Annotated in this window: 21 protein-coding genes and 2 pseudogenes; 17 read left to right on the plus strand and 6 right to left on the minus strand. The window is 42.2% G+C overall.

All coding sequences use genetic code 11. The features are described 5' to 3' along the window. The first annotated feature begins 17 nt into the window (after positions 1-17). The 6 genes and pseudogenes from AC4HAO_RS00505 to AC4HAO_RS00530 all read left to right on the plus strand — a co-directional run. Positions 18-1130, plus strand: coding sequence for an NADH-dependent flavin oxidoreductase (locus AC4HAO_RS00505; protein ID WP_491134237.1), 1113 nt, complete (start codon positions 18-20; stop codon positions 1128-1130). Positions 1131-1142: 12 nt separating this feature from the next. After that, the gene (locus AC4HAO_RS00510; protein ID WP_491134238.1) at positions 1143-2102 is read left to right on the plus strand and encodes an NAD(P)H-dependent flavin oxidoreductase; all 960 of its coding nucleotides are present in this window, start codon (positions 1143-1145) and stop codon (positions 2100-2102) included. Between the two features lie 11 nt (positions 2103-2113). Continuing rightward, positions 2114-2254, plus strand: a complete 141-nt coding sequence (locus AC4HAO_RS00515) for a hypothetical protein (RefSeq protein WP_491134239.1) — start codon at positions 2114-2116, stop codon at positions 2252-2254. Between the two features lie 23 nt (positions 2255-2277). Then, positions 2278-2952, plus strand: a complete 675-nt coding sequence (locus AC4HAO_RS00520) for an enoyl-CoA hydratase/isomerase family protein (RefSeq protein WP_491134240.1) — start codon at positions 2278-2280, stop codon at positions 2950-2952. After that, positions 2949-3239, plus strand: coding sequence for a DUF1330 domain-containing protein (locus AC4HAO_RS00525; RefSeq protein ID WP_491134241.1), 291 nt, complete (start codon positions 2949-2951; stop codon positions 3237-3239). The genes AC4HAO_RS00520 and AC4HAO_RS00525 overlap by 4 nt, the downstream gene beginning before the upstream one ends. A gap of 29 nt (positions 3240-3268) precedes the next feature. Then, positions 3269-3457, plus strand: a pseudogene (locus AC4HAO_RS00530) (family 1 glycosylhydrolase); the annotation flags it as partial. A gap of 46 nt (positions 3458-3503) precedes the next feature. On the opposite strand, the pseudogene AC4HAO_RS00535 reads toward AC4HAO_RS00530, so the two are convergent. Beyond that, a pseudogene (locus AC4HAO_RS00535) lies at positions 3504-3953 on the minus strand (transposase); the annotation flags it as partial. An 11-nt stretch (positions 3954-3964) separates the two neighbouring features. Between AC4HAO_RS00535 and AC4HAO_RS00540 the strand changes: the two are divergent. From AC4HAO_RS00540 to ltrA, 3 genes are all read left to right on the plus strand, one after another. Further along, complete coding sequence (locus tag AC4HAO_RS00540; protein ID WP_491134242.1) at positions 3965-5212, plus strand: recombinase family protein; 1248 nt, start codon at positions 3965-3967, stop codon at positions 5210-5212. 71 nt (positions 5213-5283) lie between these two features. Next, positions 5284-5442: a hypothetical protein gene (locus AC4HAO_RS00545; protein WP_491134243.1), complete on the plus strand. Its 159-nt coding sequence runs from the start codon at positions 5284-5286 to the stop codon at positions 5440-5442. Between the two features lie 325 nt (positions 5443-5767). Continuing rightward, on the plus strand, positions 5768-7045 hold the full coding sequence (gene ltrA / locus AC4HAO_RS00550; protein WP_491134244.1) for a group II intron reverse transcriptase/maturase: 1278 nt from the start codon (positions 5768-5770) through the stop codon (positions 7043-7045). 71 nt (positions 7046-7116) lie between these two features. Here ltrA and AC4HAO_RS00555 read toward each other — a convergent pair whose 3' ends face one another. The 5 genes from AC4HAO_RS00555 to AC4HAO_RS00575 all read right to left on the minus strand — a co-directional run bounded on the left by AC4HAO_RS00555 (position 7117) and on the right by AC4HAO_RS00575 (position 16072). Then, complete coding sequence (locus AC4HAO_RS00555) at positions 7117-10005, minus strand: KxYKxGKxW signal peptide domain-containing protein (protein ID WP_491134245.1); 2889 nt, start codon at positions 10003-10005, stop codon at positions 7117-7119. A gap of 430 nt (positions 10006-10435) precedes the next feature. Next, positions 10436-11797: an SLC45 family MFS transporter gene (locus AC4HAO_RS00560; protein WP_491093785.1), complete on the minus strand. Its 1362-nt coding sequence runs from the start codon at positions 11795-11797 to the stop codon at positions 10436-10438. Positions 11798-11808: 11 nt separating this feature from the next. Then, the gene (locus AC4HAO_RS00565; RefSeq protein WP_491134246.1) at positions 11809-13491 is read right to left on the minus strand and encodes an alpha-glucosidase; all 1683 of its coding nucleotides are present in this window, start codon (positions 13489-13491) and stop codon (positions 11809-11811) included. 10 nt (positions 13492-13501) lie between these two features. Next, a complete protein-coding gene (locus AC4HAO_RS00570; protein ID WP_491134247.1) occupies positions 13502-15091 on the minus strand; it encodes an alpha-glucoside-specific PTS transporter subunit IIBC in 1590 nt (529 codons plus the stop codon). A 141-nt stretch (positions 15092-15232) separates the two neighbouring features. Continuing rightward, complete coding sequence (locus AC4HAO_RS00575; protein WP_491134248.1) at positions 15233-16072, minus strand: PRD domain-containing protein; 840 nt, start codon at positions 16070-16072, stop codon at positions 15233-15235. Positions 16073-16960: 888 nt separating this feature from the next. On the opposite strand from AC4HAO_RS00575, the gene AC4HAO_RS00580 reads away from it, so the two are divergent. From AC4HAO_RS00580 to yabA, 8 genes are all read left to right on the plus strand, one after another. Beyond that, positions 16961-19063, plus strand: coding sequence for an AAA family ATPase (locus tag AC4HAO_RS00580; RefSeq protein WP_491134249.1), 2103 nt, complete (start codon positions 16961-16963; stop codon positions 19061-19063). Between the two features lie 212 nt (positions 19064-19275). After that, positions 19276-20115: an SDR family oxidoreductase gene (locus tag AC4HAO_RS00585; RefSeq protein ID WP_491134251.1), complete on the plus strand. Its 840-nt coding sequence runs from the start codon at positions 19276-19278 to the stop codon at positions 20113-20115. A 457-nt stretch (positions 20116-20572) separates the two neighbouring features. Then, positions 20573-21289 carry a YebC/PmpR family DNA-binding transcriptional regulator gene (locus tag AC4HAO_RS00590; protein WP_491134252.1) on the plus strand — a complete coding sequence of 239 codons (717 nt, stop codon included), beginning with the start codon at positions 20573-20575 and terminating at the stop codon, positions 21287-21289. 804 nt (positions 21290-22093) lie between these two features. After that, positions 22094-22753, plus strand: a complete 660-nt coding sequence (locus AC4HAO_RS00595) for a CBS domain-containing protein (protein WP_491134253.1) — start codon at positions 22094-22096, stop codon at positions 22751-22753. An 81-nt stretch (positions 22754-22834) separates the two neighbouring features. Next, positions 22835-23485: a dTMP kinase gene (tmk, locus tag AC4HAO_RS00600; RefSeq protein ID WP_491093779.1), complete on the plus strand. Its 651-nt coding sequence runs from the start codon at positions 22835-22837 to the stop codon at positions 23483-23485. Between the two features lies 1 nt (position 23486). Then, positions 23487-24350: a DNA polymerase III subunit delta' gene (locus tag AC4HAO_RS00605; RefSeq protein ID WP_491093778.1), complete on the plus strand. Its 864-nt coding sequence runs from the start codon at positions 23487-23489 to the stop codon at positions 24348-24350. Continuing rightward, positions 24347-25147 carry a PSP1 domain-containing protein gene (locus AC4HAO_RS00610; RefSeq protein ID WP_491093777.1) on the plus strand — a complete coding sequence of 267 codons (801 nt, stop codon included), beginning with the start codon at positions 24347-24349 and terminating at the stop codon, positions 25145-25147. Before AC4HAO_RS00605 ends, AC4HAO_RS00610 begins: the two co-directional genes overlap by 4 nt. After that, positions 25140-25460 carry a DNA replication initiation control protein YabA gene (gene yabA, locus AC4HAO_RS00615; protein WP_447451955.1) on the plus strand — a complete coding sequence of 107 codons (321 nt, stop codon included), beginning with the start codon at positions 25140-25142 and terminating at the stop codon, positions 25458-25460. The genes AC4HAO_RS00610 and yabA overlap by 8 nt, the downstream gene beginning before the upstream one ends. Positions 25461-25463 lie beyond the last annotated feature (3 nt).

A 25463-nucleotide genomic window follows, 5' to 3' on the forward strand; every position in this document is an offset into this window, starting at 1 on the left:
TAAAAGGAGGTGACAAAATGTCTTCCCTATTTACACCCTATACCTTTGACTCGGGAGTGAAAGTGCGGAATCGCTTATTTGTGCCGCCGATGACCATTGGTTCAAGTTTACAAAATGGGGCAGTGACCTCTGAAGAACTAGAATTTTATCGGCATCATAGCAAAGGTGTTGGGATATATGTGACCCCAGCTACCAGTATCAGTCCTTTAGGTAAAGGCTTTGAAGGTCAACCGTCTGCAGCTGAAGATCGCTTTATTCCAGGTCTGACACGTATGGCACAGGCTATTCAGGAAAATGGGACAAAAGCGATTTTACAATTATTTCATGCAGGTCGCATGACGAATTCTATTACTTTGAGAGGAGCTCAACCTGTTTCAGCGTCATCTATTGCCGCTCCGAGGCCTGGCGCAGAAGTCCCCAGGGAGCTGAGTTCGCAAGAAATTTTAGAGACTATTGATGATTTTGCCCAAGCTACTCGCCGTGCTATTCAGGCTGGCTTTGATGGTATTGAGTTGCACGGAGCTAACACTTACCTGCTCCAGCAGTTTTTCTCACCGCACTCGAATCGTAGGACTGATGATTGGGGTGGTAGTATTGAAAAACGCATGGCTTTTCCGTTGGCGGTAATTGTTGCAGTTCAAAAGGTTATCGCAGAAGTCGCAACTAAGCCTTTTATTCTGGGTTATCGTATCTCTCCAGAGGAGCTGGAAGAACCTGGCATTCGTCTGGCGGACACCTTGGTTTTGGTTGATCGATTGGTTGAGGTAGGACTGGACTACCTACATATTTCACTTGGTGATGTTTGGCTTACTTCAAAGATTTATAAAAGCGATAAAGAGCCTATTATCAAGCAGATTCAGAAACAGGTTGCTGGTCGTTTGCCACTCTTCGTTGTGGGAGGGATTGAAGATCCTGAGAAGGCTGAGGAAGTCCGTCAAGAAGGTTTCGACTTTGTGGGCATTGGCAAGGCCATTATCCGTGATCCTCAATGGGCTGAAAAAACTGCCACTGGCAAAGCAAACAGCATTCGTAAAAGTATTTCTCAAGAGCAAATGCTAGCCGAAGGAATCAATCCTGCCATTCAAGATTTGCTTGATTTATTGCATTTTGACACTCGTACAAAAGATTGAGGAGAACTTCACATGGAAGCAAAAATTACTGATATTTTAAACATCGCTTATCCTATCATCCAAGCTCCCATGTTTTGGATTACCGATGCTAAGTTTGTGGCAGCAGTCAGTGAGGCTGGCGGTCTGGGAGTATTGGGACCAAATGCCGGACACCGAACCATTACAGATAGCGTTGAAGAAACAGCTGAGCGCATGCGAACAGAAATTCGCAAAGTGCGTGAACTAACCGATAAACCTTTCGGTGTGAATATTGGTCTGACACCAGACATGACCTTTTCCAATGCCTTGATTGAGGTCATCATTGAGGAAAAAGTCCCTGTAGCGGTCACAGCTGGCTGGCTTGATGTTGATACGATTACACGATTGAAAGCAGAAGGTTTGACTGTGGTTTACCGTGCCTTAACCCCGACGGTTGCAGATGCACAAGTGGCCGAAAAAGCTGGAGCTGACATCATCGTGGCGACTGGCTTTGATGAGGGAGGAACTCTGCCAGAACGTCCTGTTGGCACCTTTACGATTGTACCTTTAATTGCAGATGCTGTCTCTGTTCCAGTTATGGCAGCAGGTGGTATTGGCGATATCCGTGGGGTTCGTGCGGCTTATGCTCTTGGAGCGGATCGTATTTATGCAGGATCGGTCTTTATTCCGACGGTGGAAAACCCTGCAAGTCAGCTGGCTAAGGAAGAAATCGTCAAAGCAACGGCAGATGATATGATTACTTACCGTGCCTTTCCAGCCTATGCCCGCTTTATTCGCAACAATGATCGTGCTCGTGAGATTGAACAGTTGGAAAAAACAGATGCCACCCGTCAAGAACTACAAGACAAAACAGGACGTCTCCGTTTAGGTTTCCTTGAGGGGGACTTAGTTGACGGTGGCATTGCTGTTGGACTTGGCATTACACCGATTAGGGAAATACGTACCGTAAAAGCAGTCATCGAAGATTTGATGCAAGATTTTATTGAGAATTAAGGAGAAGAGATATGTCTGATCATCAGAAACGTTTAGAAATTATCAAAGAAAGCGCAGGCTATTGGCGCGTAGTCTTTAACAACCCACCTTTTAACTACTGGGATCCGTGGCTTTTTGCTGAGCTCAACCAACTCAACTCATGGATGCCGTAGAGTCAGATAAAGAGCTAAAAGTTTTGGTTTTTGAAAGTGCAAATCCTGACTTCTTTTTTAACCACCATGATGTGGCAAACCGCATGGTGGTGCCTGATATACCTGGTGCTAAGCACTTCTTTCATGAGTGGCCACACTTTGTGTCGCGACTCATCAATAGCCAGGTACTCAGCATTTCTAAAGTTCGTGGGCGTGCCTGGGCGCAGGGCTTTGAGTTTGCCTTGGCAACAGATATGATTTTTGCCTCAAAAGAAAAAGCCCTCTTCTCTCTTGTTGAAGTGGGAGGGGGCTCGATTCCTGGCGGTGGCGGGGTAGAATGGCTGACACGACTTGTTGGTCGTGCTCGTGCTTTAGAGATTGTCCTCAGCGCTGATGCCTACGATGCTGATTTGGGTGAGCGCTATGGTTTTGTCAACCGTGCTATTCCAGACGCAGAATTAGATCGTTTTGTGGATAGTTTTGCCCGCCGTATCGCTGGTTTCCCTCAGCGCTCCCTCATTTTCGGAAAACGCTTAGTCAATGCTCATTCAGATTTACCAAGTGAGGCGGAACTTTTTACATCCAACTACATCCTCCATGCCTTTGATGATTGGAAAGAAGGCAAAGCGGAGTATCCAAACGATGGCCGTCCACTTGATTTCAGTAATCCAGAAGATTTGGAACTCAATTTCCCTCAGCGACTAGGAGAAGATAAATGACAGCTTATATGATTTACTTACGGGACAAGGTGACTGACCCTGAAGAAATGAAACGCTACGAAGAACTCTCTAGTAAGGTATCTACTGAAGGCCGCATGGCGCCACTAGCTTTTTATGGTCAGATTGAAACCTTGGAAGGAACTGAGGTGGACGGGGCGACCATCATTCCTTTTCCTGATATGGCATCAGCCCGTGCAGCTTATTATGACCCTGTTTACCAAGAAGCGGTGCCCCACAGACTCAAAGGCGCTACCTACCGTGTTTTTATTGTGGATGGCATGGACTAAAACACAAAAATTATTATAGGAGATTAACAATGATTCATAAAACGTTAAAACCTTTTTCGGATAATTTTTTATGGGGTGCTTCAACCTCGGCCTATCAAGTTGAAGGGGCGAGTCTTGAGGATGGCAAGGGTCCCTCTTTCCAAGATACCAAAGAAATTCCAGAGGGAACCTCTGATTTGACGGTTTCTGTGGACCACTATCATCGTTACAAGGAAGATTGAAAAGGCAACATTTTTCTGTACAAAATTTATAAAGTGTATTCCGTTAGGTCACTATTCTCATCGCCATAGGGGTCTGATAATTGAGACTGCCGTGGATACGGTGATAATTCCACCAATGAACATAATCTCTAGTTTCAATAGCTAATTCTTCCAGAGACGTAAATTGTTCTTGATCGATAAATTCAATCTTGAAGGCGTGGTAAGTACTCTCAGCCACGGCGTTATCATACGGACAGCCTGCTTGACTCAATGAACGCTTGATTTGAAAGACCTCAAGCAACTCATCAATCAAGTTATTGTCAAACTCTTTTCCTCTGTCAGAATGAAAGAGATGAACCTTCATTAACGCGTATGGAATGCTCTGAAGAGCTTGTTTGACCAAATCTGCTGTCTTATGCCAACCAACAGATAAGCCAATGATTTCCCGATTATAGAGGTCAATGATGAAACAGACATAAGCCCACCTCTGACCAACACGAACAGCTATCAAGTTATGAGAATCAAGTGAATTACTACCGTGATTATATTTCAAAGAGAGAAGATTACGAATTAGTAGACATCTATGCGGACGAGGGCATTTCAGCAACCAATACTAAAAAACATGATGCTTTTAACCAACTGATACAGCATTGTAGAGAGGGGAAGATGGATAGGATTTTGGTTAAGTTCATCAGCCGATTTACCAGAAATACCTTGGACTGTATCAAGTATGTCCGTGAGTTGAAGGAACTTGGCATTGGTGTTACCTTTGAGAAAGAGAACATTGATAGCTTGGATTCTAAGGGAGAAATATTACTTACCATTCTGTCCTCTCTTGCCCAAGATGAGTCACGGTCTATCTCGGAGAATGCGACTTGGGGTATAAGAAAGAGATTTGAACGTGGTGAAGTACAAGTGAACGCCACTAAGTTTATGGGCTATGACAAGGATGAAAATGGAAAATTGATTATCAATCCAAAGCAAGCAAAAGTAGTCAAATACATCTATGCTCAGTTTCTAAAAGGCTATAGTCCGGAAACTATAGCAAAAGACCTTAATGAAAACAATGTGTCAGGTTGCTCAGGAAAAGCCAACTGCTACCCAAGTGCCGTTCTCAAAATGCTTCAGAACGAGAAATACAAAGGGGATGCTTTACTTCAAAAAACCTACACAGTGAACTTCCTAACCAAGAAACGAACCGAAAATGATGGGCAGGTCAATCAATATTATGTTGCCAATAACCATGAAGCTATCATAGATGCGGATGTATGGGAGATGGTTCAACTGGAAATTGCAAGGCGGAAAGAATTCAGGGTAAGGCACAAACTGAAATCCTATATGAGGCAAAACAAGGGTAATCCATTTGCGACTAAGGTCTTTTGTTCCGAATGTGGTTCAGCCTTTGGCAGAAAGAATTGGACGACAAGTCGAGGGAAACGTAAGGTTTGGCAGTGTAGCAACCGCTACAAGGTCAAGGGACAGATTGGTTGTCACAATAACCACATTGATGAAGAAACACTTGAACTAGCCGTTGTGAAGGCGATAGAAATGTTGAGTGATAATGCAGACCTTTTACATGGTAAGTGGGAGGAAATCTTAAGTGAAGGTAGATTGCTGGACAAACATTACAGTATGGCACTTGCGGATTTACTTAAAAGGGAGAGATGGGTATTTGATGCAGAGGAGATGTGTCAGGTTTTAGACCACATCAGTATTTCTGAGAATGGACAACTTACAGTGACCTTTCTTGAAGGACCTGAGATTGAATTATGAAAAACTGTGACTGAGAGGTGGCAGTTTTTTTGTGTTTTCGTGGTATAATTTAGCAAGAGAAGGTATGTCATATGATTGAAAACGTAAATCCGAATATAGATCCCAGAATTAGATTTCAGCATTTACCACCAGCCACTATAATTGAGAGGTATGTAGGTGGTGAACCTGATTGTAATTATGAAATTTATTTGTTGGAATTGCTTGATTCATCTCCTTTAGATGATTTATAAAATACAATGTGACAGGGTTTGGACATTAAAAAATCTGGTATAAATTTACCAGATTTTTTTGGTACGACTTATCCCGTGAGGTCTCATGAGCGTCTCAGACGTAGTAACAACGAATCATGAGAAGTCAGAAGAGGCCATAGTAGTGAAGAAACTTCTGTAATGGAAGCGGAGCGAAGGGCTGAACAATTAACCGAAGTATACCTACTTCACTTGTGTCTGTAAACTTAGCGGTCTGATAGAACTGGATGCAGTCACGTATTGACTAGAAGAAAGTTCACCAATATAAGATGTCCCTCAGACACCGAAACAAGAAAGGAATACGCACATGTCAAAGTTACTAGATCATATCCTATCTCAGTCCAACATGCTTGAAGCCTACAATCAAGTGAAAGCTAACAAAGGCTCAGCTGGAGTTGATGGCATTACAATTGATGATATAGATGACTATCTCCGCCAACACTGGCGACCAACCCAGGAATTGATAAAACAGAGGAAATACAAACCTCAACCAGTCTTGCGAGTTGAAATCCCTAAACCCAATGGAGGGGTCCGTCAACTAGGAATCCCCACAGTGATGGATAGGATAATCCAACAAGCTATTGTCCAAGTCCTTAGTCCCATCTGTGAACCTTATTTCTCTGAAATGAGTTACGGGTTCCGACCGAATCGTTCATGCGAAAAAGCCATCATCAAGCTACTAGAGTACCTTAACGATGGCTATGAGTGGATTGTGGATATTGACCTAGAGAAGTTCTTCGATACAGTTCCTCAAGATAGACTGATGTCGCTTGTCCATAACATCATTCAAGATGGTGATACGGAATCTCTGATTCGTAGGTATCTCCATTCAGGCGTGGTTATTAACGGACAACGTCACAAAACATTGATAGGGACACCACAAGGTGGCAATCTGTCGCCACTCCTGTCTAATATTATGCTTAATGAGCTGGATAAAGAGTTGGAAAGTAGAGGGCTTCGCTTCGTTCGTTACGCAGATGATTGTGTCATCACAGTTGGAAGTGAAGCAGCCGCCAAACGTGTTATGCACTCTATTAGTCACTTTATTGAAAAACGACTAGGACTGAAGGTCAATATGACCAAGACTAAGATAGTCAGACCAAGCAAACTGAAATACCTGGGATTTGGCTTCTGGAAGTCAGTAGAAGGGTGGAAAACTCGTCCACATCAAGACAGTGTACGGAGTTTTAAGAGAAAGCTCAAGAAACTCACCACACGCAAATGGAGTATTGACTTAGATAGCCGTATTGAAAAACTCAACTGGCTCATCAGAGGTTGGATAAACTATTTCTCAATGACGAGCATGAAGTCTATCATAACAAGCATCGATGAAAGGTTGAGGACACGAATTAGAGTTGTTATCTGGAAACAATGGAAGAAGAAATCTAAGCGACTTTGGGGACTTCTTAAATTAGGCGTTCCGAAATGGATAGCAGATAAAGTATCTGGCTGGGGCGACCATTATCAGTTAGTGGCGCAGAAGTCAGTTCTAAAAAGAGCTATATCAAAACCAGTTCTCGTCAAACGAGGACTGGTTTCATGCTTGGGTTACTACTTAGAACGACATGCGTTAAAAGTTAATTGAACCGCCGTGTGCCGAACGGCACGCACGGTGGTGTGAGAGGGGCTAGTGATTAGCCTCTACTCGATTGAGGATTAATGAATTAAAGTAGCCTTCCCCTTATCGTCAAGTTGGTAGGTATGCCCTTCATAATCCAATGTTCGATTGGTCCAAAGTTCACCAGAGTCGGGGTCGAAGTAGTACTGATTGCCATCAATGTCGACTAATTCCCCCTTGACTTGGATACCAGTGTTGCCTGTAAATTGCTGGCGCTTATATTCTTCACCGACTCCTTTATCGATATGACCAAGACTGAAGTAGTAGGTTTTGCCATCAATCACCTGCCAGCCGGTTAGGACTTTTCCATTAGCATCTAGATAGCGCCACTCATTTCGATCTGGGTATGCTTGATACCAGCCGCTTGGCTTGAGTTCTCCGGTTTCTTTATCAAAGCCATAAACATCCTGATCAACGCCTTGAACTCCGTTTGCGCGTGTGTATGACGGCTGATAGATGCTTGCATTTTCGGGTTCTACGGTATAGTAGGTTTTGCCATCTTTTTCATACCAGCCCTGTTGCAGTTTACCATCAGCACCAAAGTAGCCAACCTGATTATTATAAGATGGATTATAGCCAAATGATGCGAGGTTATAAGGTACTAGGGTGTCGGTGACAACTTGGTCATCTTTGATGTAGTAGATATCATCTTCCACAGTGACAGGGCGTGGATAATTGCTGGAAACGGATTGACCGCCAGCTCCAAAGTAATAGCGTTTGCCATCGATAGTTTGGAAACCTTCAACTCCATAGCCATCTTTACCAAAGTAATAGGTGCTGTAGTAGCGGCTATCCTTGAAACCGTAGAGAGCGTGGTCTTCATCCAAAATAATTTTATCCTTTACCATTTCTCCCGTTTCTTTATCAAAATAATAATTTTTATGATCGATAATGGTCAAGCCCTTGGCATAGTTGCCATCTTCCAGTTGATAGTAAGTTTTACCATTTTCCTTGGTAATAAAACCATAGTTTTCCTGGGCTTTACCATCTTGTCCCAGGGTGTAATCTTTTCCATCAACAGTTACTGTTTTTATCTTTGGATATCCCAAAGGCTCTGAAGGATTATTGTTTTTATCAATAGTGACTGTTTTATTTTTAACCAGCTCACCAGTATTTGGGTCAAAGTAATATTTGGCACCATCAATGATCAGCATTTGTCCCTTAATCTGTCCAAATCTAGTCCGATGATCATAATAGTATGTTGTGTCTTCTGGTTTAGCGAAGTAGTAGGTCTTGCCGTCAATGGTTTTCCAGCCTTCAGCCAGCTGTCCGTCTTCATTGGCGTAGTAATAACCCTGATAGTCCTCAGTATTCACTTGAATAAAGGCATTTTTTACAGGACGACCGTTGCTATCAAGATAGTAGTAGCCGGCAGCACTGCCGTCTAAACCTTGCTCCTGTTGGTGATAGACGGTGTTTTTATACTGTCCGCCGTATTTTTTATCAAAGTGATAGAGCACGCCGTCGATAAGCTGATCGCCTTTGACGGCTTTGCCATCTTCTCCGATATAGAGCCAGCCTGTTTGATGGGCACTTCGTTTGATGTTAGTTGGATAGTCTTTATCATAGACAAAGCGGTTGCTGACAGTATGACTGTTTTCATCGTAATAGATAATGTCAGACTGATCTTTGGTGAAGGTTCTGCTGACTTGGTCACGGTACTGAGCTGTTCTGGCTGCTTCTCCCTCTAGGATGATGCCCGTATCTTTATCTGTGACGATAGCTTTTTCATACTTATCATAACCGATTCCTTTGAGCTGACGCCCGTCCTGTTTAAAGTAGTAATTCAGACCATCAATCGTCTGATAACCATAAACTAATCGTCCGTTTTCGTCAGCATAGTAGTAAACGAGTTGTCCTGAGTCTTCATCAATGTGAGGGACAAATTGCTTCTTAAAGAGTGCACCATCTTGGCTGTCGAAGTAGTAACGGGAACTCTGAATTTTTCTGAGTCCACCTGTGCGGTTTACATAACCGTTTTCATCAAAATAGTAAGTCTTCCCGTCAATGTCCGCAAAGCCATCTTTTACTTGGTAGCCTTTATTGAAATAAACTTGTTTGTTATCGATGGTCTGCCAGCCAGAGAAACCTTTGCTGTCGGCAATGCTGAAATCATCGTTGAAATAATAGGTTCTCCCATTAACTTGATGTAAACCAGTGACTTCTAGTCGACTGCTGTCTTCAGCAAAGTAATAGGTCTTAGAATCAGGGGTAACCCCAAACTTTTCAGTAATGACTTGTCCGCTGTCCTTATCAAGATAATAGGTTTTGCCATTGTTCTCAGCAATGTTACCTTTAGCTTGGTTACCATTTTTGTCGAAGTACAGTTTTTGACCGTTGATGGTCTGCCAGCCAGACACCTTTTGTTTATTGGCATCGAGGAAGTACCACTGACCGTTTTCTTCGTTGAATGAATTAGCCGCTTGGCTGTTGTTTGGTGCTTGGATGGTTAATTCAGCAGGCTGAGCCGGTGTTGCTGGCTGAGCTGCCTGATTGTTGGCTGGTGTCTCTTGCTTCTCAGCTGCTTGGCCATTTTGGGCATCGACTTGTTTATTGTTAGCTTGGATATCTTGATTATCAGCTGCCTTGTCGTTTTGTTCAGCCGTTTGCTTAGCTTCTTCAGCTTGTCCTTGATCACCGCCTGATCCATCTTGACCAGAGGCTACTTCAGGGGTGCCTTGGGCTGATTTTTGTTGGGCAGCTGGAGCTTCTTGGACAACAGGTGCCTGTTCTGCTTTTGGGACACCAGCCTGATTAGCTGGGGTATTTTGCTGAGCAGCTGCCTGTTCTTGAGGAGCTGGTGCCACTTGGTCAGCGCTGGCTTGACTGCCAGCCGCAAAAAGTGCTGTAGCAGCTGTTGCGGTTACCGCGATAGTCACCCAGTGTTTTTTGACTTTATGCAGTTTGAAGCGTTTTTGATTTTCCATAGAAAATACCCTCACTTTAAAATAATTTTTCTTCATTTTAGCATAATTTTACAGCTATTCTTTGCCATCTTAGAAAAGATAATTAATTGTAATTTTTGAGATACAACACTAATAAAACTAAATTTTATTAGAAATGTTGAAAAAATCAGTCTATATCAAAGCTGATATCTGTGCACTTTACGATGGGGCTGGTTCTTAAAATTACTTATAATATTCAGCACCCCATGGCTATAGCCAGTCTTTTATTTTTTATAGAAAAAGATTTGGTTTTCATGTTCTCCTACAGCAGATATTACGTTTTTATGTTATGAAACTTTAGTCCACCGTGAGGCAAACAAACCACCCTTTTGACGGGTGGCCGTGGTTATTTTGCCAAGGAATTCTGTTACTTTTAAGGCAACAGATAAGCAGAGGTAGTGATTGCTATCAGTTATTTGCCTTCGTGGATAATAGCAACGAGGATAGCTGCGATTGCCGTTGCAACTGCCCCTAAAATCATCATGTGTGATTGTTGATTCCCCAATAGCGGATAAATCCAAAAACTAAGCAGAGAACCGACAATTTGAGGGAAACAGATGGCGACGTTTAAAAGTCCGATGTAAGCACCCTTGTTGGTGCCGTTCAAAGAAGAAGTCAACAGGGAGTAGGGGATAGCATTGATCGTAAAGTTACCGATACCATAGAATAAAAATGCAGCCAAAGCGATCCATTTATTACCAGTAAGGGCTACCATTGTGATACCAATAACATTCATAGCTAAACCGAAAGAATACCATTTTTTTCGGCTGCCAGCCTTAGCCTTGGAATAAGCAAGTGCCCAAATCAAGGCAACAACGCTGAGGACGGCTGACATGACGCCGTACCAGTTACCGGCAGCTTGGAAACCAGCTGATGTGGGGTCTGTGGTATGCCAAATATTCTTAGCCATGGCACCGGTAGCATACGTCCAAGTGTACATGACACCGATCCAAGAGAAGAATTGAACGATGGAGATTTCCCAGAAGGCACGGGGGGCTTTGATAAAGAGTTCAAGGATTCCTGGTTGTTTTTCAGTTTCTTTACTTACATCTAAACCTTGATATTTAGCGTAAGTTTCTGGGTCGTATTCTTTAACATTAAAAACGGTAATGAGACTGCAAATTAGCAAGACAGCTGCACTAATAAGATAAGCCCAGATGACAGTAGGCGGGACTTCACCTTTTGGAGCCGTATTAGCCATTCCAATTTGGGTAAAAATGAAGGGAAGCAAGGCAGCGATAATTCCTCCTGTGTAAGCAAAGACTTGTTGCCAAGCCCAGGCGAAATTTTTTTGTTTATTGTTGACCATATCGCCGACAATCATCCGAAATGGAGCCATGCAAACGTTGCTCAAAATATCCATGAGAGCAATAGCAGAAGCAGCATAGACCAGTGCTCCTACAGAACCGTAAGTCAAACCGAAGTGCCCAGAAAACGGTAATAAGCCTATGATTAGGGCAGCAAGAGGTGCTGCGACAAGGAGGTAAATCATTCGTCTACCGAATCGTTTGGTCCATGTCCGATCTGAGTACTTTCCGAGTATCGGTTGGACAATCATTCCTGTTAGAGGGGGTAGAAGGAAGAAGAACCCTAAGCTATTTGGGTTGGCTCCCACAGTTTGAGTGATTCTGCTCATCTGCGCTCCTTGGATGGAGAAAGCCATGTTGATACCTAGATAGCCAAAGGTTATTGCAAGAATAGTTTTGATGGGGAGATCAGGCATGCCTGTATCAACTCCCACGCTGTCGTTTTTTAATTTTTTTGAATCTGCCATTTTAGGCCTCCTTAAAATTGATAAACTTTAGCTTCATAGGCACGCAAGCTATTTCCTTGATCATCCGGATAATTGCTAATCAGCAGTTTGGCATTAGCTGGAATATCGTATTGTCGTACCAAGGTTTCTTTAGTATAGTTTAGAATGACGAGCAAGGTTGTTTGATTGTTTTTTCGGTAATAAGCGTATACTTGATCATCATCTGTGTTGCCTTCCACAAGCGAATAATGGCCATCTGTTATAACTGGCAGGGTGTGCCGTAAACGAATGAGCTGTTGATAGTAGTAAAAAATTGAATGGGGATCTGCTAGGGCTTGCTCAACATTGATCGTTGTAAAGCTTGGATTGAGTTTAAACCAAGGGTCATGGTCAGAAAAACCTCCGTTTTTAGTACTATTCCACGGCATCGGTGTTCTAGCATTATCCCTAGAGTGGGCTGCGATATAGGTCATCATTGTTTCCTCATCAACTAAGTGCTGTTCATCGACAAATTGGTGGTAGGGATTGATAGAATCAAGATCTTCATAATCATCGATATCGGTAAAGTTAGCATTAGGTATACCAATCTCTTCTCCTTCGAAAATAAACGGGGTACCTTGCATAAAGTGGAGCATGGTTGCTAACATTTTAGCACTGAGAACTCGATATTCTTCTGTTGAGTCATCACCAAAACGGGAGACGACTCGGGGCTGGTCGTGGTTATTCCAATAGAGTGAGTTCCAAGCTTTTCCTGCCAGTTTTTGCTGCCATTTTGTAAGATTATCTCTAAGATCTTTAAGACTGGTTTTTTTATTGCTCCAACGTCCCAAAACAGGATTATCATTGCTATCTAGTCCCATATGCTCAAATTGAAAAACCATATTTAATTCTTTACTATCAAGACTAGCATATTTTAAAGCTTCTTCCGGTGTTACCCCCGGTGTTTCTCCGACGGTGACCATCCGATAATGACTCATCACCTCGCGGTTCATTTCTTGGAGAAAGTGATGAATCTTATGACCGTTGGCCATGATTGGTTCTGAATTGGCATACCATTCATGTTCTAATTTTTCACCATCAGAGAAGATCTCTGGTTTAGAGATATAATTGATGACATCCATCCTAAAGCCATCAACTCCTTTAGCTGCCCACCAATTCATCATGTCATAAATTGATTCCCTGACTTCGGTATTTTCCCAATTTAAATCGGGCTGTTCAGGAGCAAATAAGTGAAGATAGTACTGCCGAGATTTTTGGTCGTATGTCCAAGCAGATCCCCCGAAAAAACCTCCCCAATTTGTGGGTTCTTTGTTATTTTTACCATCGCGCCAAATATAGTAATCTCTGTATTTACTGCTGGGATTATTCTTAGCTTCTTGGAACCATAGGTGCTGGTCTGATGTGTGATTAACGACCAGATCCATCATGATTTTAAGATTTAGAGCGTGAGCCTTAGCAATCAATTCATCAAAATCTGCCATAGTTCCAAAATCAGGGTTAATGGCTCTGTAATCAGAAATATCATAACCATTATCAACTTGAGGTGACTGATAAATTGGACTGAGCCAGAGGATATCAACTCCTAACTTTTTCAAATAGGATAATTTGTTGATAATTCCCTGAAGATCGCCGATACCATCATTATTGCTATCTGCAAAACTTTTAGGATAGATTTGATAAATGACAGCCTTGTTCCACCAGTGTTTGTTTTCCATAATTAAACTCCTAACTTTTTTGGATAAAATATTCAAAAGCTTCCCGTATCTGGGGGACGTTTAAACCAACAATAATTTGAATGCCTCCTTTGGAATTATTAATGATACCAGCAGCACCAGCTTCTTTGAAAGCAGCCTCATTGGCTACAATACTTGAATCTTTTACCGTTAGCCGTAGTCTAGTTGTACAGTTAGTAATGTCAATAATGTTATTTTTTCCGCCAACTAGTTCTAAGTATCGAAAAGCTTGTCGTTCAAATCTAGAAGCATTCTTGGACAGCTCTAATGTCGAATTTGTCGCATTTTCTTGTTTTTTCTTTTCATATAACTGTGGTGCTTGGTCACTGCTCTCTCGCCCCGGTGTTTTTAGGTCAAATTTTAAGATCATAAAAGTAAAAACAAAGTACCAGACCGCCGTGGCTACCAGACCGATCAGAATCTGCGTCAGATAGGTTGCACTGTGAAATTTCCACAAGGGCAACCAATCCAGTCCCAACCAGTTAATTAAGCCGCCGCCAAAGTCTCCCACGACTCCGAAATAGTAGGAGACCGTGGCTAAAATGGCATCTAAACCAGCGTGAACAAACCATAAGGCGGGAGCAGCGAATAAGAAAGTAAATTCAATTGGCTCTGTAATCCCTGTTAAAATAGCTGTTAGGGCAGCTGGCGCAACAATAGCAATCGTCTGTTTCTTTTTCTCCTTATAGGCTGTTTTGATAAGTGCTAACGCCAATCCTAGAGTTCCGAATACTTTGGACATACCTGACAGGGCGAAACCACCAATGGGATAGAGTTCTTTAAGGGTGGCCGAGTCGGTTTGAAAGTTAGAAATATGCGATGCCCAGTAGGCCGACATTCCTCCTTTTACAACAGCGTCATCATAGGCAAATGGGGCATAAACGAAATGGTGCAAACCGGTTGGGATAAGCAATTTTTGCAGGAGCTCGTAAATAAACACCCCCAGATTCCCTGAATGGACAAAGAACCCCTGCATATTTTTTATCCCATCTTGTAAAAAAGGCCAAACGAAACATGTTACCAGAGCTAGAGGCATCATCACAAAGAAACCGATACTAACGATAAATACCGAACCGCTAAAAATGGAGAGGATTTCAGGCAGGACCTTGTCGTAATAGCGGTTGTGTAAATACACTGCAACTCCTGACACCATTAAGGAGCCCAACATGCCAGTGTCCAAGGTTACGATTCCTGCAACAGAAGCCAGTCCAGATCCATCAGCAATCTTGTCTGTTATATGAACACCAAAAGAATCTGGCCATAGTGTTAAGATTTCATTGATAAAGTAATTGAAAACAAGGTAGATAACCAAGGCTTCCATTACCGCGCGGGCAGCGTTTTTTTTGGCTAGGCTGATTGGAAGACCGACGACAAATAAAATAGGTAGCTGAAAGAAAGGAGTCCAAGCACCTGCTGCTATAACCATCCAAAATTTGGTCCATGTGGTATTAGGGGCTGCAATGTTTCCCATAATGACCTGATTTGAGAATAGGAGGGCAAGTCCAATGACTAGACCGAAAAAGGAAAAGAGCATGACTGGGGCAATCATAGCCCCGCCAAAACGCTGTAATTTATTTAACATTTTTAACCTCCTCGTATTAAGATACAAAGGGCGTAAAAAGCGACTAGGATTTTAGGAAGGTGACGCTGTGTGCTGGCACACAAGGAAGCTTATCTAAATCCCAAGCTTTTAGCCCGTGTTCAGTTAAGTTTTTGTGTATAGCTATTGTATCCGGTTAGCCATACGCTTGATATAGATCATTAAATAGAAAATTTCATCGTCAGTACAAATTTTTTCAAGTCTGTCTTCCAAAAAACCAATAATACGTTTGGTACAGATATAAACCTCAGGTTCCTTCTCTCTGATAGTATCTATGAATGAACGGAAGTCTCCCTGACTGACCTGCTCATTATTCTTGATTCGTTTGAGGTAATAGCGAAGGTGCATCACAAAACGGTTGTATTCAAAACTTTTGGTATTGATATGGGTGTCAAACTCTTGTTCCAATATGATAGTTATTTGATTAATCAGATAACCATCACTATGTCCATCAATATCTGTGATGTTTTCTTTAGATTCCAATTGGGAATTAATAAGGTGCATGGCAATTGCAGCAATTTCTGTATTTGGTAGTTCAATCCCCAACTCCTGTTTAATCAGATCAACTGCAAAATGACCTAAAGCAGTTTCTTCTGGGTAAAACTGTTCGATTTCGTAGGTAAAAGGCAACTGGAGTTCACTGTAATGCTGGCCTCTTTGAATGGCAAAATTGATATGGTCTGCTAAAGTAAAAATCAGATTGCGGTTAAAGGAGTTTCTGATTCTAGCTTTTGCTTGGTGGACAATGTTTTCTGAGACGTCAAATATTTCTGTAGGGATCTCTTTTAACAGTTGCAGGTATTTGATATCTAGATTGTAAAAGGTTGTTGAAATTTTGCTGAGATCAGTCAGTTCGTAAGGCATTTTTGGAAAACCTAGGCCCTTGCCGAAGGCAACGAGCTGCTCGCCGTTGTCATCAATACAGACTGCAACATTATTATTAAGTTTTTTAACGACTTTCATGCCAGCCCTCCCATTTAGCCTCTTATAAAATACAAGATTATTTCTGTTGGATTGTTCTGCAACTTCTGAATTTTATAACATCAAAAAACTCTTCAAGGCACACCTCTCCTCCAAAAATAGGAAGAAACGGTAATGCCTCAAAGAGCTGAGTAACAATCCTTATAATATGATAACGTTTACAGTGCCAGTATAATGGATTTCTAAAGTATTGTCAATAGAGAAATTAAAGAAACTATAAGGTTAAGCAAATAAGATTTAGCAACTTTGCTGGGAAATTGATAGTGGCTAATTATTAGCATAAATGTTGGTATTTCAATTTGGAACAATGGCATAGTGGTTTGATTTTCAGAAAGGGGCTTCCAAAAGTCAAATTTTACTTTATCTGTTTTTGTATTGATCACAAAAAAGGTCAGCAAAAGTCAAAAAAAACTATTGACCTTTGCTGACCAATGATGTATACTAGAGTCACAGGGATGAAAGGAGCCCTTGCTAAAGATTATCATTACTTGTCGGTCTTAGAGGCATTTTATTTTTTGATAAATAGTCAGTAAAGGTCAGTGTTTTCGATAGCTATTTGAAGCTTAGATGCCTGGCAAAAATTTTCCGACGAAAGGTCAGTGATAGTCAAAGTTAAGATATGGTATTTGACCGATCCTAGGGTTCAGCAGAAAGAAATAAGAATGATTTGTCATCCTTTCCTAATTCTTTGAGTTGTCTAGTGGTTTAGTGTCATATATCTGCACAGGTCTGTATCCCTGCGGAGTTCAATGGGCTGGAGAAGGTTTGCTGAAGCTCATTGCTTAAAAATGAAAGGAAGCATTAGTTAAGCAAGCATTTGATTTTTGAGTCACTTGGTGACTGAGTATTTGTAAGAAGAGAGGTAAGATTATGAACAACAATTTTGAATTCAATAACATGGATGATATTTTTAACCAACTGATGGGAAATATGGGTGGTTTTAATTCAGAAACCCGTCGTTACCGCATCAATGGACGCGAGGTTAGTCCTGAGGAGTTTGCTTATTTCCGTCAAACGGGTCACTTACCTAATCAAGAAGCGGTGCAAGAAGGATCCCCCCAAGCTGGCAAAGGTCAGTTAAAGCAGGATGGCATCTTGGCTAAATTAGGTCGCAACTTAACGGAAGAAGCCCGCAAAGGTCAGCTAGATCCTGTCATTGGTCGGAATCAGGAAATTCAAGATACAGCAGAAATTCTCGCTCGCCGTACCAAAAATAACCCCGTCCTAGTGGGTGACGCCGGTGTTGGTAAAACAGCTGTTGTCGAAGGTTTAGCTCAGGCTATTGTGAATGGCGATGTTCCTGCCTCGATTAAGAATAAGGAGATCATTTCTATTGATATTTCTGGCTTGGAAGCTGGAACTCAATATCGCGGAGCCTTTGAGGAAAACATTCAAAAGCTGATGGATGAAGTTAAGAGTGCTGGTAATGTTATTCTTTTCTTTGATGAAATCCACCAAATTCTAGGAGCAGGCAGTACTGGTGATGGTCAAGGTTCAAAGGGATTGGCTGATATTATTAAACCAGCCCTTTCACGCGGGGAATTGACTGTTATTGGGGCAACGACCCAAGATGAATACCGCAATACGATTCTAAAAAATGCAGCGCTAGCTCGTCGTTTCAATGAAGTCAAAGTTAATGCCCCTTCGGCTGAAGATACTTTAGCCATCTTAAAAGGGATCAAGCCTCTCTACGAACAGCATCACAATGTGGAATTACCTGATTTAGTCTTAAAGGCTGCTGTCGATTATTCTATTCAGTACATGCCCCAGAGAGCTCTACCTGATAAGGCTATTGATTTGGTCGATGTTACAGCCGCCCACTTGGCTGCCCAGCATCCAGTGACTGATGTCAAGACTTTGGAAGCAGATATTGCCAAGGCACGTGATCGCCAACAAGCCGCAGCTGATAAGGAAGACTATGAAGCAGCCTTGGCTGAAAAGGTTAAGATTGATGAGTTGCAAAAACAAATTGACAACCATACTGAAAACCAAAAGGTTGTAGCTACTATTAACGATGTAGCTCAGGCTGTTGAACGTATGACCGGTATTCCTGTTTCCCAAATGGGAGCTTCCGATATTGAACGGCTCAAGGAAATGGGGCAAAGGCTGAAAGGTAAAGTCATTGGTCAAGATGAAGCGGTGCAGGCTGTTAGTAAGGCCATTCGCCGAAACCGTGCTGGTTTTGATGAAGGCAATCGCCCAATCGGTAGCTTCCTTTTCGTTGGTCCAACGGGTGTCGGTAAGACTGAATTAGCTAAACAATTAGCTTTGGATATGTTTGGCACCAAGGATGCCGTCATTCGTCTGGATATGTCTGAATACAGCGATCGTACAGCAGTCTCTAAGTTGATTGGGACAACAGCAGGCTATGTCGGCTACGATGATAACTCTAATACTTTGACGGAGCGCGTGCGCCGCAATCCCTACTCCATTATCCTTCTCGATGAAATTGAAAAGGCTGATCCACAAGTCATTACTCTGCTCTTGCAGGTTCTGGATGATGGCCGCCTGACTGATGGTCAGGGTAATACCGTCAACTTCAAAAATACGGTTATTATCGCAACCTCTAATGCTGGTTATAGCTTTGGGGCTGCCTCAGAAGAGGATGGTAAAGAGCTCAGTCTGCGCGATAAATTGGCTCCATTCTTCCGTCCAGAATTTCTCAACCGTTTCAACGGTGTCATTGAGTTCTCTCACCTCTCGAAAGAAGATTTGAAAGAAATCGTTGATCTTATGCTGGAGGAAGTCAATCGTACTCTAGCCAAAAAGAATATTACACTAGAAGTGAGCGAAGCGGCCAAGGCTTACCTGATTGAGGAAGGTTATGATGAAGCTATGGGGGCTCGGCCTCTGCGTCGAGTTATCGAGGGTCAGATCCGTGATAAAGTGACAGACTTCTATCTTGATCACCTTGATGTTAAAGCACTTAAGGCCGATATGGTAGATGGCGAACTGTTGATCGAAGCAGCTTAGGTCTGGCTGTTTACCCCTACTAGTTGAATGACACCCCAAAAATTAAACTAAAATGTGAACCGATGATTGGCACCTCAAAAGTTAGATTAAAGCTCTAATGATTGGGGTGCTTTTTCGGCAGGCTCGATTTCTACTAGGGAACTTTTTGCCGAATTATAAGTCAGCTGGAACAGTCTTACTGTGCTATAATGAAAAAAAACTAGGAGGACATCATGACAGTTATTGCATTAACAGGAGTTACAGGTCATCTGGGAGGGTTGGTTGCCCAAGCATTAGACGGCAAATCTTTAAAAATCCGCTATCTGGCTCGTCGGCCTGAGAGAGCTCCGCGGACAGAGGGAGTATCAGTCTATCAGGCAAGCTATGAGTATTCTAGGGAAGCCATTGAGGCTTTGAGGGGGAGCGATGTACTTTTTATGGTATCGGCTTCAGAAAGTCCAACACGTTTAGAAGAGCACAAAGCTTTTATTGATAGTGCTAAAGCAGCGGGTGTTAGGCATATTATCTATACTTCTTTTTACCATGCTGATTTGCAGGCTACCTTTACACTTGCTCAAACGCATGCAGCAACAGAAAACTATATCAAGGAAAAAGGGTTTACTTACACCTTTATTCGTGATAATTTTTATATGGATTTCTTTGTCGACTTGGCAAAGGAATATCGTGAAATCAAGGGACCGGCTGGTCAAGGAAAGGTATCTGCAGTAATACGATCTGACGTTGCTCAGGTTGTTGCTAAAATTTTAGAAGATCCTCGCAGTTGGGAAAATCAAATTTTGGATATGACTGGTCCGGAAGAATTGTCAATCCAAGAAATAGCAGATGTGATCGGTCAAGAGCTTGGTTGGCAGGTTGCTTATGTCCCTGAAACAGTGGAAGGAGCCTATGAATCTCGTAAAGCTTGGCCGGCAGAGGACTGGGAATATGATGCTTGGGTGTCTACTTATACAGCCATTGCTAAAGGAGAGCAAGCAGGTGTTTCCAATGATGTCGAGCGAGTTTTGGGGCAGCCAGCCACCACTTTGCAGGCTTTCTTGAAAACGTATAAATAACTTAGAACTCAACGTACTGACAGTGATGTTTAGCTGTAAGAAAAAGGGATGATTAGCATTGAGAAAAATGGTAGACAGCTCGATGTAAACTGGGAAGAGGGGGGAAGAATATCTATTTTTAAGTTTATACGGCGACTACTACGTGACTGCTTGGGGGGGCTTTGTGGAGGCTTATAATAGGGGTATGCCAGAGACTGAGGAAGAATACTTAGGCAGTACGGATAAAAATCTAACACTCCCTAGTTTTCTTAATTTTATAGTTACCTAGTACAAAATCAGTAACTGATTGTAGGCTGATTAAGAGATACTGATGCTCTTTGAGAACTGAAAAAGAACCGAAAATTTTGACTTTTAGATATAAAATTCCTATTTTACGAAATCCAGCTAACGTGCTATAATGGTGACGTTATGCAGAATGTTATCATTCTTAAAAATCGAAAATGAAGAGGTGAAACCCATGGGACGTAAATGGGCTAATATTGTTGCTAAAAAGACAGCTAAAGATGGAGCCAATTCAAAAATTTATGCTAAATTTGGCGTTGAAATCTATGCAGCTGCTAAGCAGGGAGATCCTGATCCAGAATCAAATTCGGCTTTGAAGTTTGTTTTGGAGCGTGCGAAGCAAGCGCAGGTGCCAAAACACGTTATTGATAAGGCTATCGACAAGGCTAAAGGAAATACCGATGAAACCTTCGTTGAAGGTCGTTACGAGGGATTTGGCCCGAATGGTTCGATGATTATTGTTGATACCCTCACTTCAAATGTTAATCGTACAGCGGCTAATGTCCGTGCTGCTTTTGGTAAAAATGGCGGGAACATGGGGGCCTCTGGTTCAGTAGCTTACATGTTTGACCGCAAGGGGGTTATTGTCTTTAAAGGAGACGATGCGGACAGCGTTTTCGAGCAGTTACTTGAAGCGGATGTTGATGTGGATGATGTTGAGGTAGAAGATGGCAGCATCACAGTTTATACAGCGCCGACAGATCTTCATAAGGGAATGGAAGCTCTCCGTGCTAATGGTACTGATGAGTTCCAAGTAACTGAGTTGGAAATGATTCCCCAATCAGAGGTTGAGCTTTCAGGTGAAGATCTTGATGTTTTTGAAGGTTTGATTGATGCTCTTGAGGACGATGATGACGTGCAAAAAGTCTACCATAATGTCCTTGATATGTAATAAGATGCGACAGAGGCTTGTTATCTAAGTGCTTCGCACTTGATAGCAAAGGAGTCTGGACAAAAACTCGTCCAGTATTCCTCTTTTGAAATAAACTCTTGACGCAGTGGTTGGGAGTAAGACTTGTTGGCTAGACCAAGAAGTCTTACTCTTGCACAGTTCATTAGGTGCTTTAGCACCAATGAACCACTGCTGGCTGGTTTTCCTTTTGCCAGAAGGCCAAAGCGGAAAATCTAAACAAATGTGATGAACGCTGTTCATTTTATCGCCAACCTCCAAAGGTTCCCCGAACCTTTGGAGGTATGCGGGGGTTGGTTAAAAAGGTCTGGGAGACCTTTTTAATCGGGAAATAAAACTTGCAAAGCAAGTGTCAAAAACGGTTTGGGGAGAGACTGTTTCAGGTCTTAAAATTAGGGAGTGGTGAGAACCAAAATTTTCAATTTTTGGGTTGATCCCACTCCCTACCTCTTCTGCTAATTTCGTTTAATTAGTAAGCTTAATTAAGCAAACTTCATGTCGAAGGTGCTGATTCGTTTAACGAAAACTATCAACAAATAGGGGTCATCTCAAAATTCTGTTTTTTGAGGTGACTTATTTTTTGCTTAAGGCAGTATTAATCATGTGTTCAGTCTCTAAGGGACACAGTGCTGGTTCGACTTTATATAAAATTCCTATGGCGCAGGGTAGCTTAGTAAACTAGGTTAATTGCTGTAAACTAGCTGATTTTTTTGCTGAAAAAAGATGAAACCGTTATCAAAAAATGTTATAATGAGGCTAAGAAAAAATAAGTGAGGATGATCAACTATGGCTGTTAAAGATTTTATGACTCGCAAGGTCGTCTATATTTCGCCTGATACAACAGTAGCTCATGCTGCAGATGTTATGCGTGAACAAGGGCTTCGCCGTTTACCGGTCATTGAAAATGATAAGCTTGTAGGTTTGGTGACAGAGGGCACTATGGCAGAAGCTAGTCCGTCAAAAGCGACTAGTTTATCGATCTATGAGATGAACTACCTGCTCAATAAGACTAAAATTAAAGATATTATGATAAAGGATGTGGTGAGCGTTTCGCCATTTGCCAGTGTAGAAGATGCTATTTATATCATGATGACTCATAAGGTTGGTGTCCTTCCGGTCGAAGAGAATGGAGTTGTTTCAGGGATTATCACTGATAAAGATATCTTTCGAACCTTCCTTGAAGTATCTGGTTATGGAGAAGAAGGAATACGGGTGCGTATTCTAGCTGATGATAGCGTCGGTATTTTGGAAAAAATCGCCAGCACTATTGCCAAGGAAGGTCTTAACATTCGTCGAACAGTGCTTGCAGGTGCTAAGGATGGTAAGGTTGTTAATGAAATACAGCTCGATGGCAAGACCGATGTTGCTGCACTCAAGGCCAAGTTAGAAGCGGCTGGCCTGCTTGTTGACGATATTCAAGAAACGAAAGCCAAGGTGTTATTTTAACTGAAATGGCAGGAAAGCCATCTTAAATTTTCATGACTGGTGGGAGAAATCTTGCCAGTTTTTTGGTAAAATAAGTTTAGTATGAAAAATGTAAAAACGGATAAAACAGGCCGATTGGTCACTCTGGAAGGACCGGATGGTGCTGGTAAAACCAGCGTTCTTGAACAGTTAGTCCCCCTTTTAGAAGCTAAGGGGTATGAGGTAGTGACCACCCGTGAACCTGGTGGTGTTGCAATAGCTGAAAGCATTCGTGAGGTTATCCTTGATGTTGCTAATACGGCAATGGATAAAAAAACAGAGCTTTTGCTTTATATTGCTGCTCGGCGTCAGCATCTTATTGAGAAAGTCCTGCCAGCTTTGAGTGAAGGTAAGCTTGTTTTGGTTGATCGGTTTATAGACAGTTCGGTGGCTTATCAGGGCTATGGTCGCGGCCTGTCAGTCAGCGATGTTACTTGGCTTAATGACTATGCCATTGAGAATACTAAGCCTGATTTAACCCTGCTTTTCGATGTTCCTTCGGAACTTGGTCTAGCTCGTATTGAAGCTGCTGATCTACGTGAGGTCAACCGTTTAGATTTGGAAAAATTAGAGTTGCATCAGCGAGTGCGCCAAGGCTATTTGGATTTAGCTGAGTCTAATCCCGAACGCATTAAAGTTGTTGATGCCAGTCAGCCATTAGCAGATGTTGTTGCTGATGCGGTGCGAGTTATTATCAAGGAGCTTGCAGGATAGTATGAATTTACCAGAGTTGCAGCCTAAGATTTTTCAGGAATTTCATCACATTTTGCGTCAGGGTAAGCTCAGCCATGCTTATCTCTTTTCTGGAAATTTTGGCAGTTTTGAGATGGCACTTTTTCTGGCTCAAAGCCAATTTTGCGAAAATAAACAGGATTATTTACCTTGCGGCAGCTGTCGTGAATGTCGCTTGATTGCCGAGAGGGATTTTTCAGATGTCAAGGTGATAGAACCGCAGGGAAATGTGATTAAGACGGATACCGTCAGGGAGCTGTTACGCGATTTTTCGCGCTCTGGTTTTGAAGGTCAAACGCAGGTTTTTATTATTCGCGATGCGGATAAGATGCATACTAATGCAGCTAATAGCTTGCTTAAGTTTATTGAGGAGCCCCAGTCGTCCTCTTATATGTTTCTCTTAACATCCGATGACAGCAAAGTTTTACCTACTATTAAGAGTAGGTGCCAGATTTTTCGTTTTTCTAAAAATGAGGCTTATCTTCAACAAAAACTAGAAAGTCAGGGACTTTTAAAGGACAAGGCCAGTTTGATTGCAGCTGTAGCTGAGGATGAAGAGATGGCTGAGGCTTTGGCAGATATGGGGAAATTTGATGATATATGGCGCAGTCTGGATAGATTTGTCGGCAGTTTATTAAAGTCTCCTGAGCAATCTTTTTTGCAGGCTACTCATATTGCTAGTGTGGCTGGGGAAAAGTTTGAGCAAGATCTAGCTTTTAAAATTATGCTAGTATTACTAGCTAAGGATAGGAACCCAGAAGCTGCTACTAAGGTTTATCAGGCTAGGCAGATGTGGCTAAGCAATGTTAGCTTTCAAAATGCTTTAGAATATATGGTGTTAAGATGACAGAAGTAATAGGGATCAAATATGAAGAGAATGAGGCTCTTTCTTATGTTTTGCCCGATCAGCAGTATAAGAAAGATGATCTGGTCGTTATTCGATTGCAAAAGGGAGACCGCTTAGCGTGTGTGGTTCGCCCTAATGTTAGCTTGGCCAGTGAAACACTGCCAGCTCAGATGGACAGGGTCTTAGGGCTGGCTCGGCCTCAAGATATTGAGCGGCATGAGGCTAATCGAGCTTTTGCTCGTGAGAATTTTTCTTTTGTTAAGGAGATGATTGCCCAGCGCCAGTTGGATATGAAGCTAGTCAGAATCGCATTTCCGCTGGATCGCAGCCATGTGTTCATCTCTTTTACGGCAGAAAAGCGCGTCGATTTTCGTCAGTTGCTCAAGGATTTAGCTGGCTATTTTCGAGCGCGTATTGAACTTCGTCAGATCAATACACGTGAGGAAGCTAAAATATATGGTGGACTAGGTCCCTGTGGTCGGCCCCTGTGCTGCTCGACCTTTTTAGGCGATTTTCCGCCCGTGTCTATTAAGATGGTGAAAAATCAGAACTTATCTCTCAATACCGGTAAGACAACGGGACTTTGCGGCCGTCTCCTCTGTTGTCTCAGCTTTGAGGATTCTTTTTATCAGGAAGCTAGGCAAAAATTTCCAGATTATGGCAGTAGAGTTAAAACGCAAGAAGGAATGGGGATCGTCGCTGGTATGGATGTTTTTGCAGAGACCATTAAGGTACGTTTTGAAGATAAGGCCAGTTTGTTGACCTATAGTTTGGAGGAAATTAGTCTATATGGATAAAAGAGAGCTTTTTAAAGCTTTTGAGGATGTCTCCAATAACCTTATGGAAAATTTTGCCCAAGTTGAATTAATGAAGAAAAAACTTCATGAAATCATGGAGGAAAATTCGCAGTTACGATTGGAGAATGCGAAATTGAGAGAGCGCTTGTCCGATATGGAGCCAGAAGTACCAGTAAAGTCATCTGTGCAGGGGCGAGGTAATTTAGAATCTATCTATGAAGATGGTTTTCATGTTTGCAATAATGATTATGGTAAACGCCGTGATAATAATGAGGACTGCCTCTTCTGTATGGAATTGCTGAATAGGGAATAAAAC

The organism is Streptococcus sp. ELY_137, assembly GCF_058314515.1.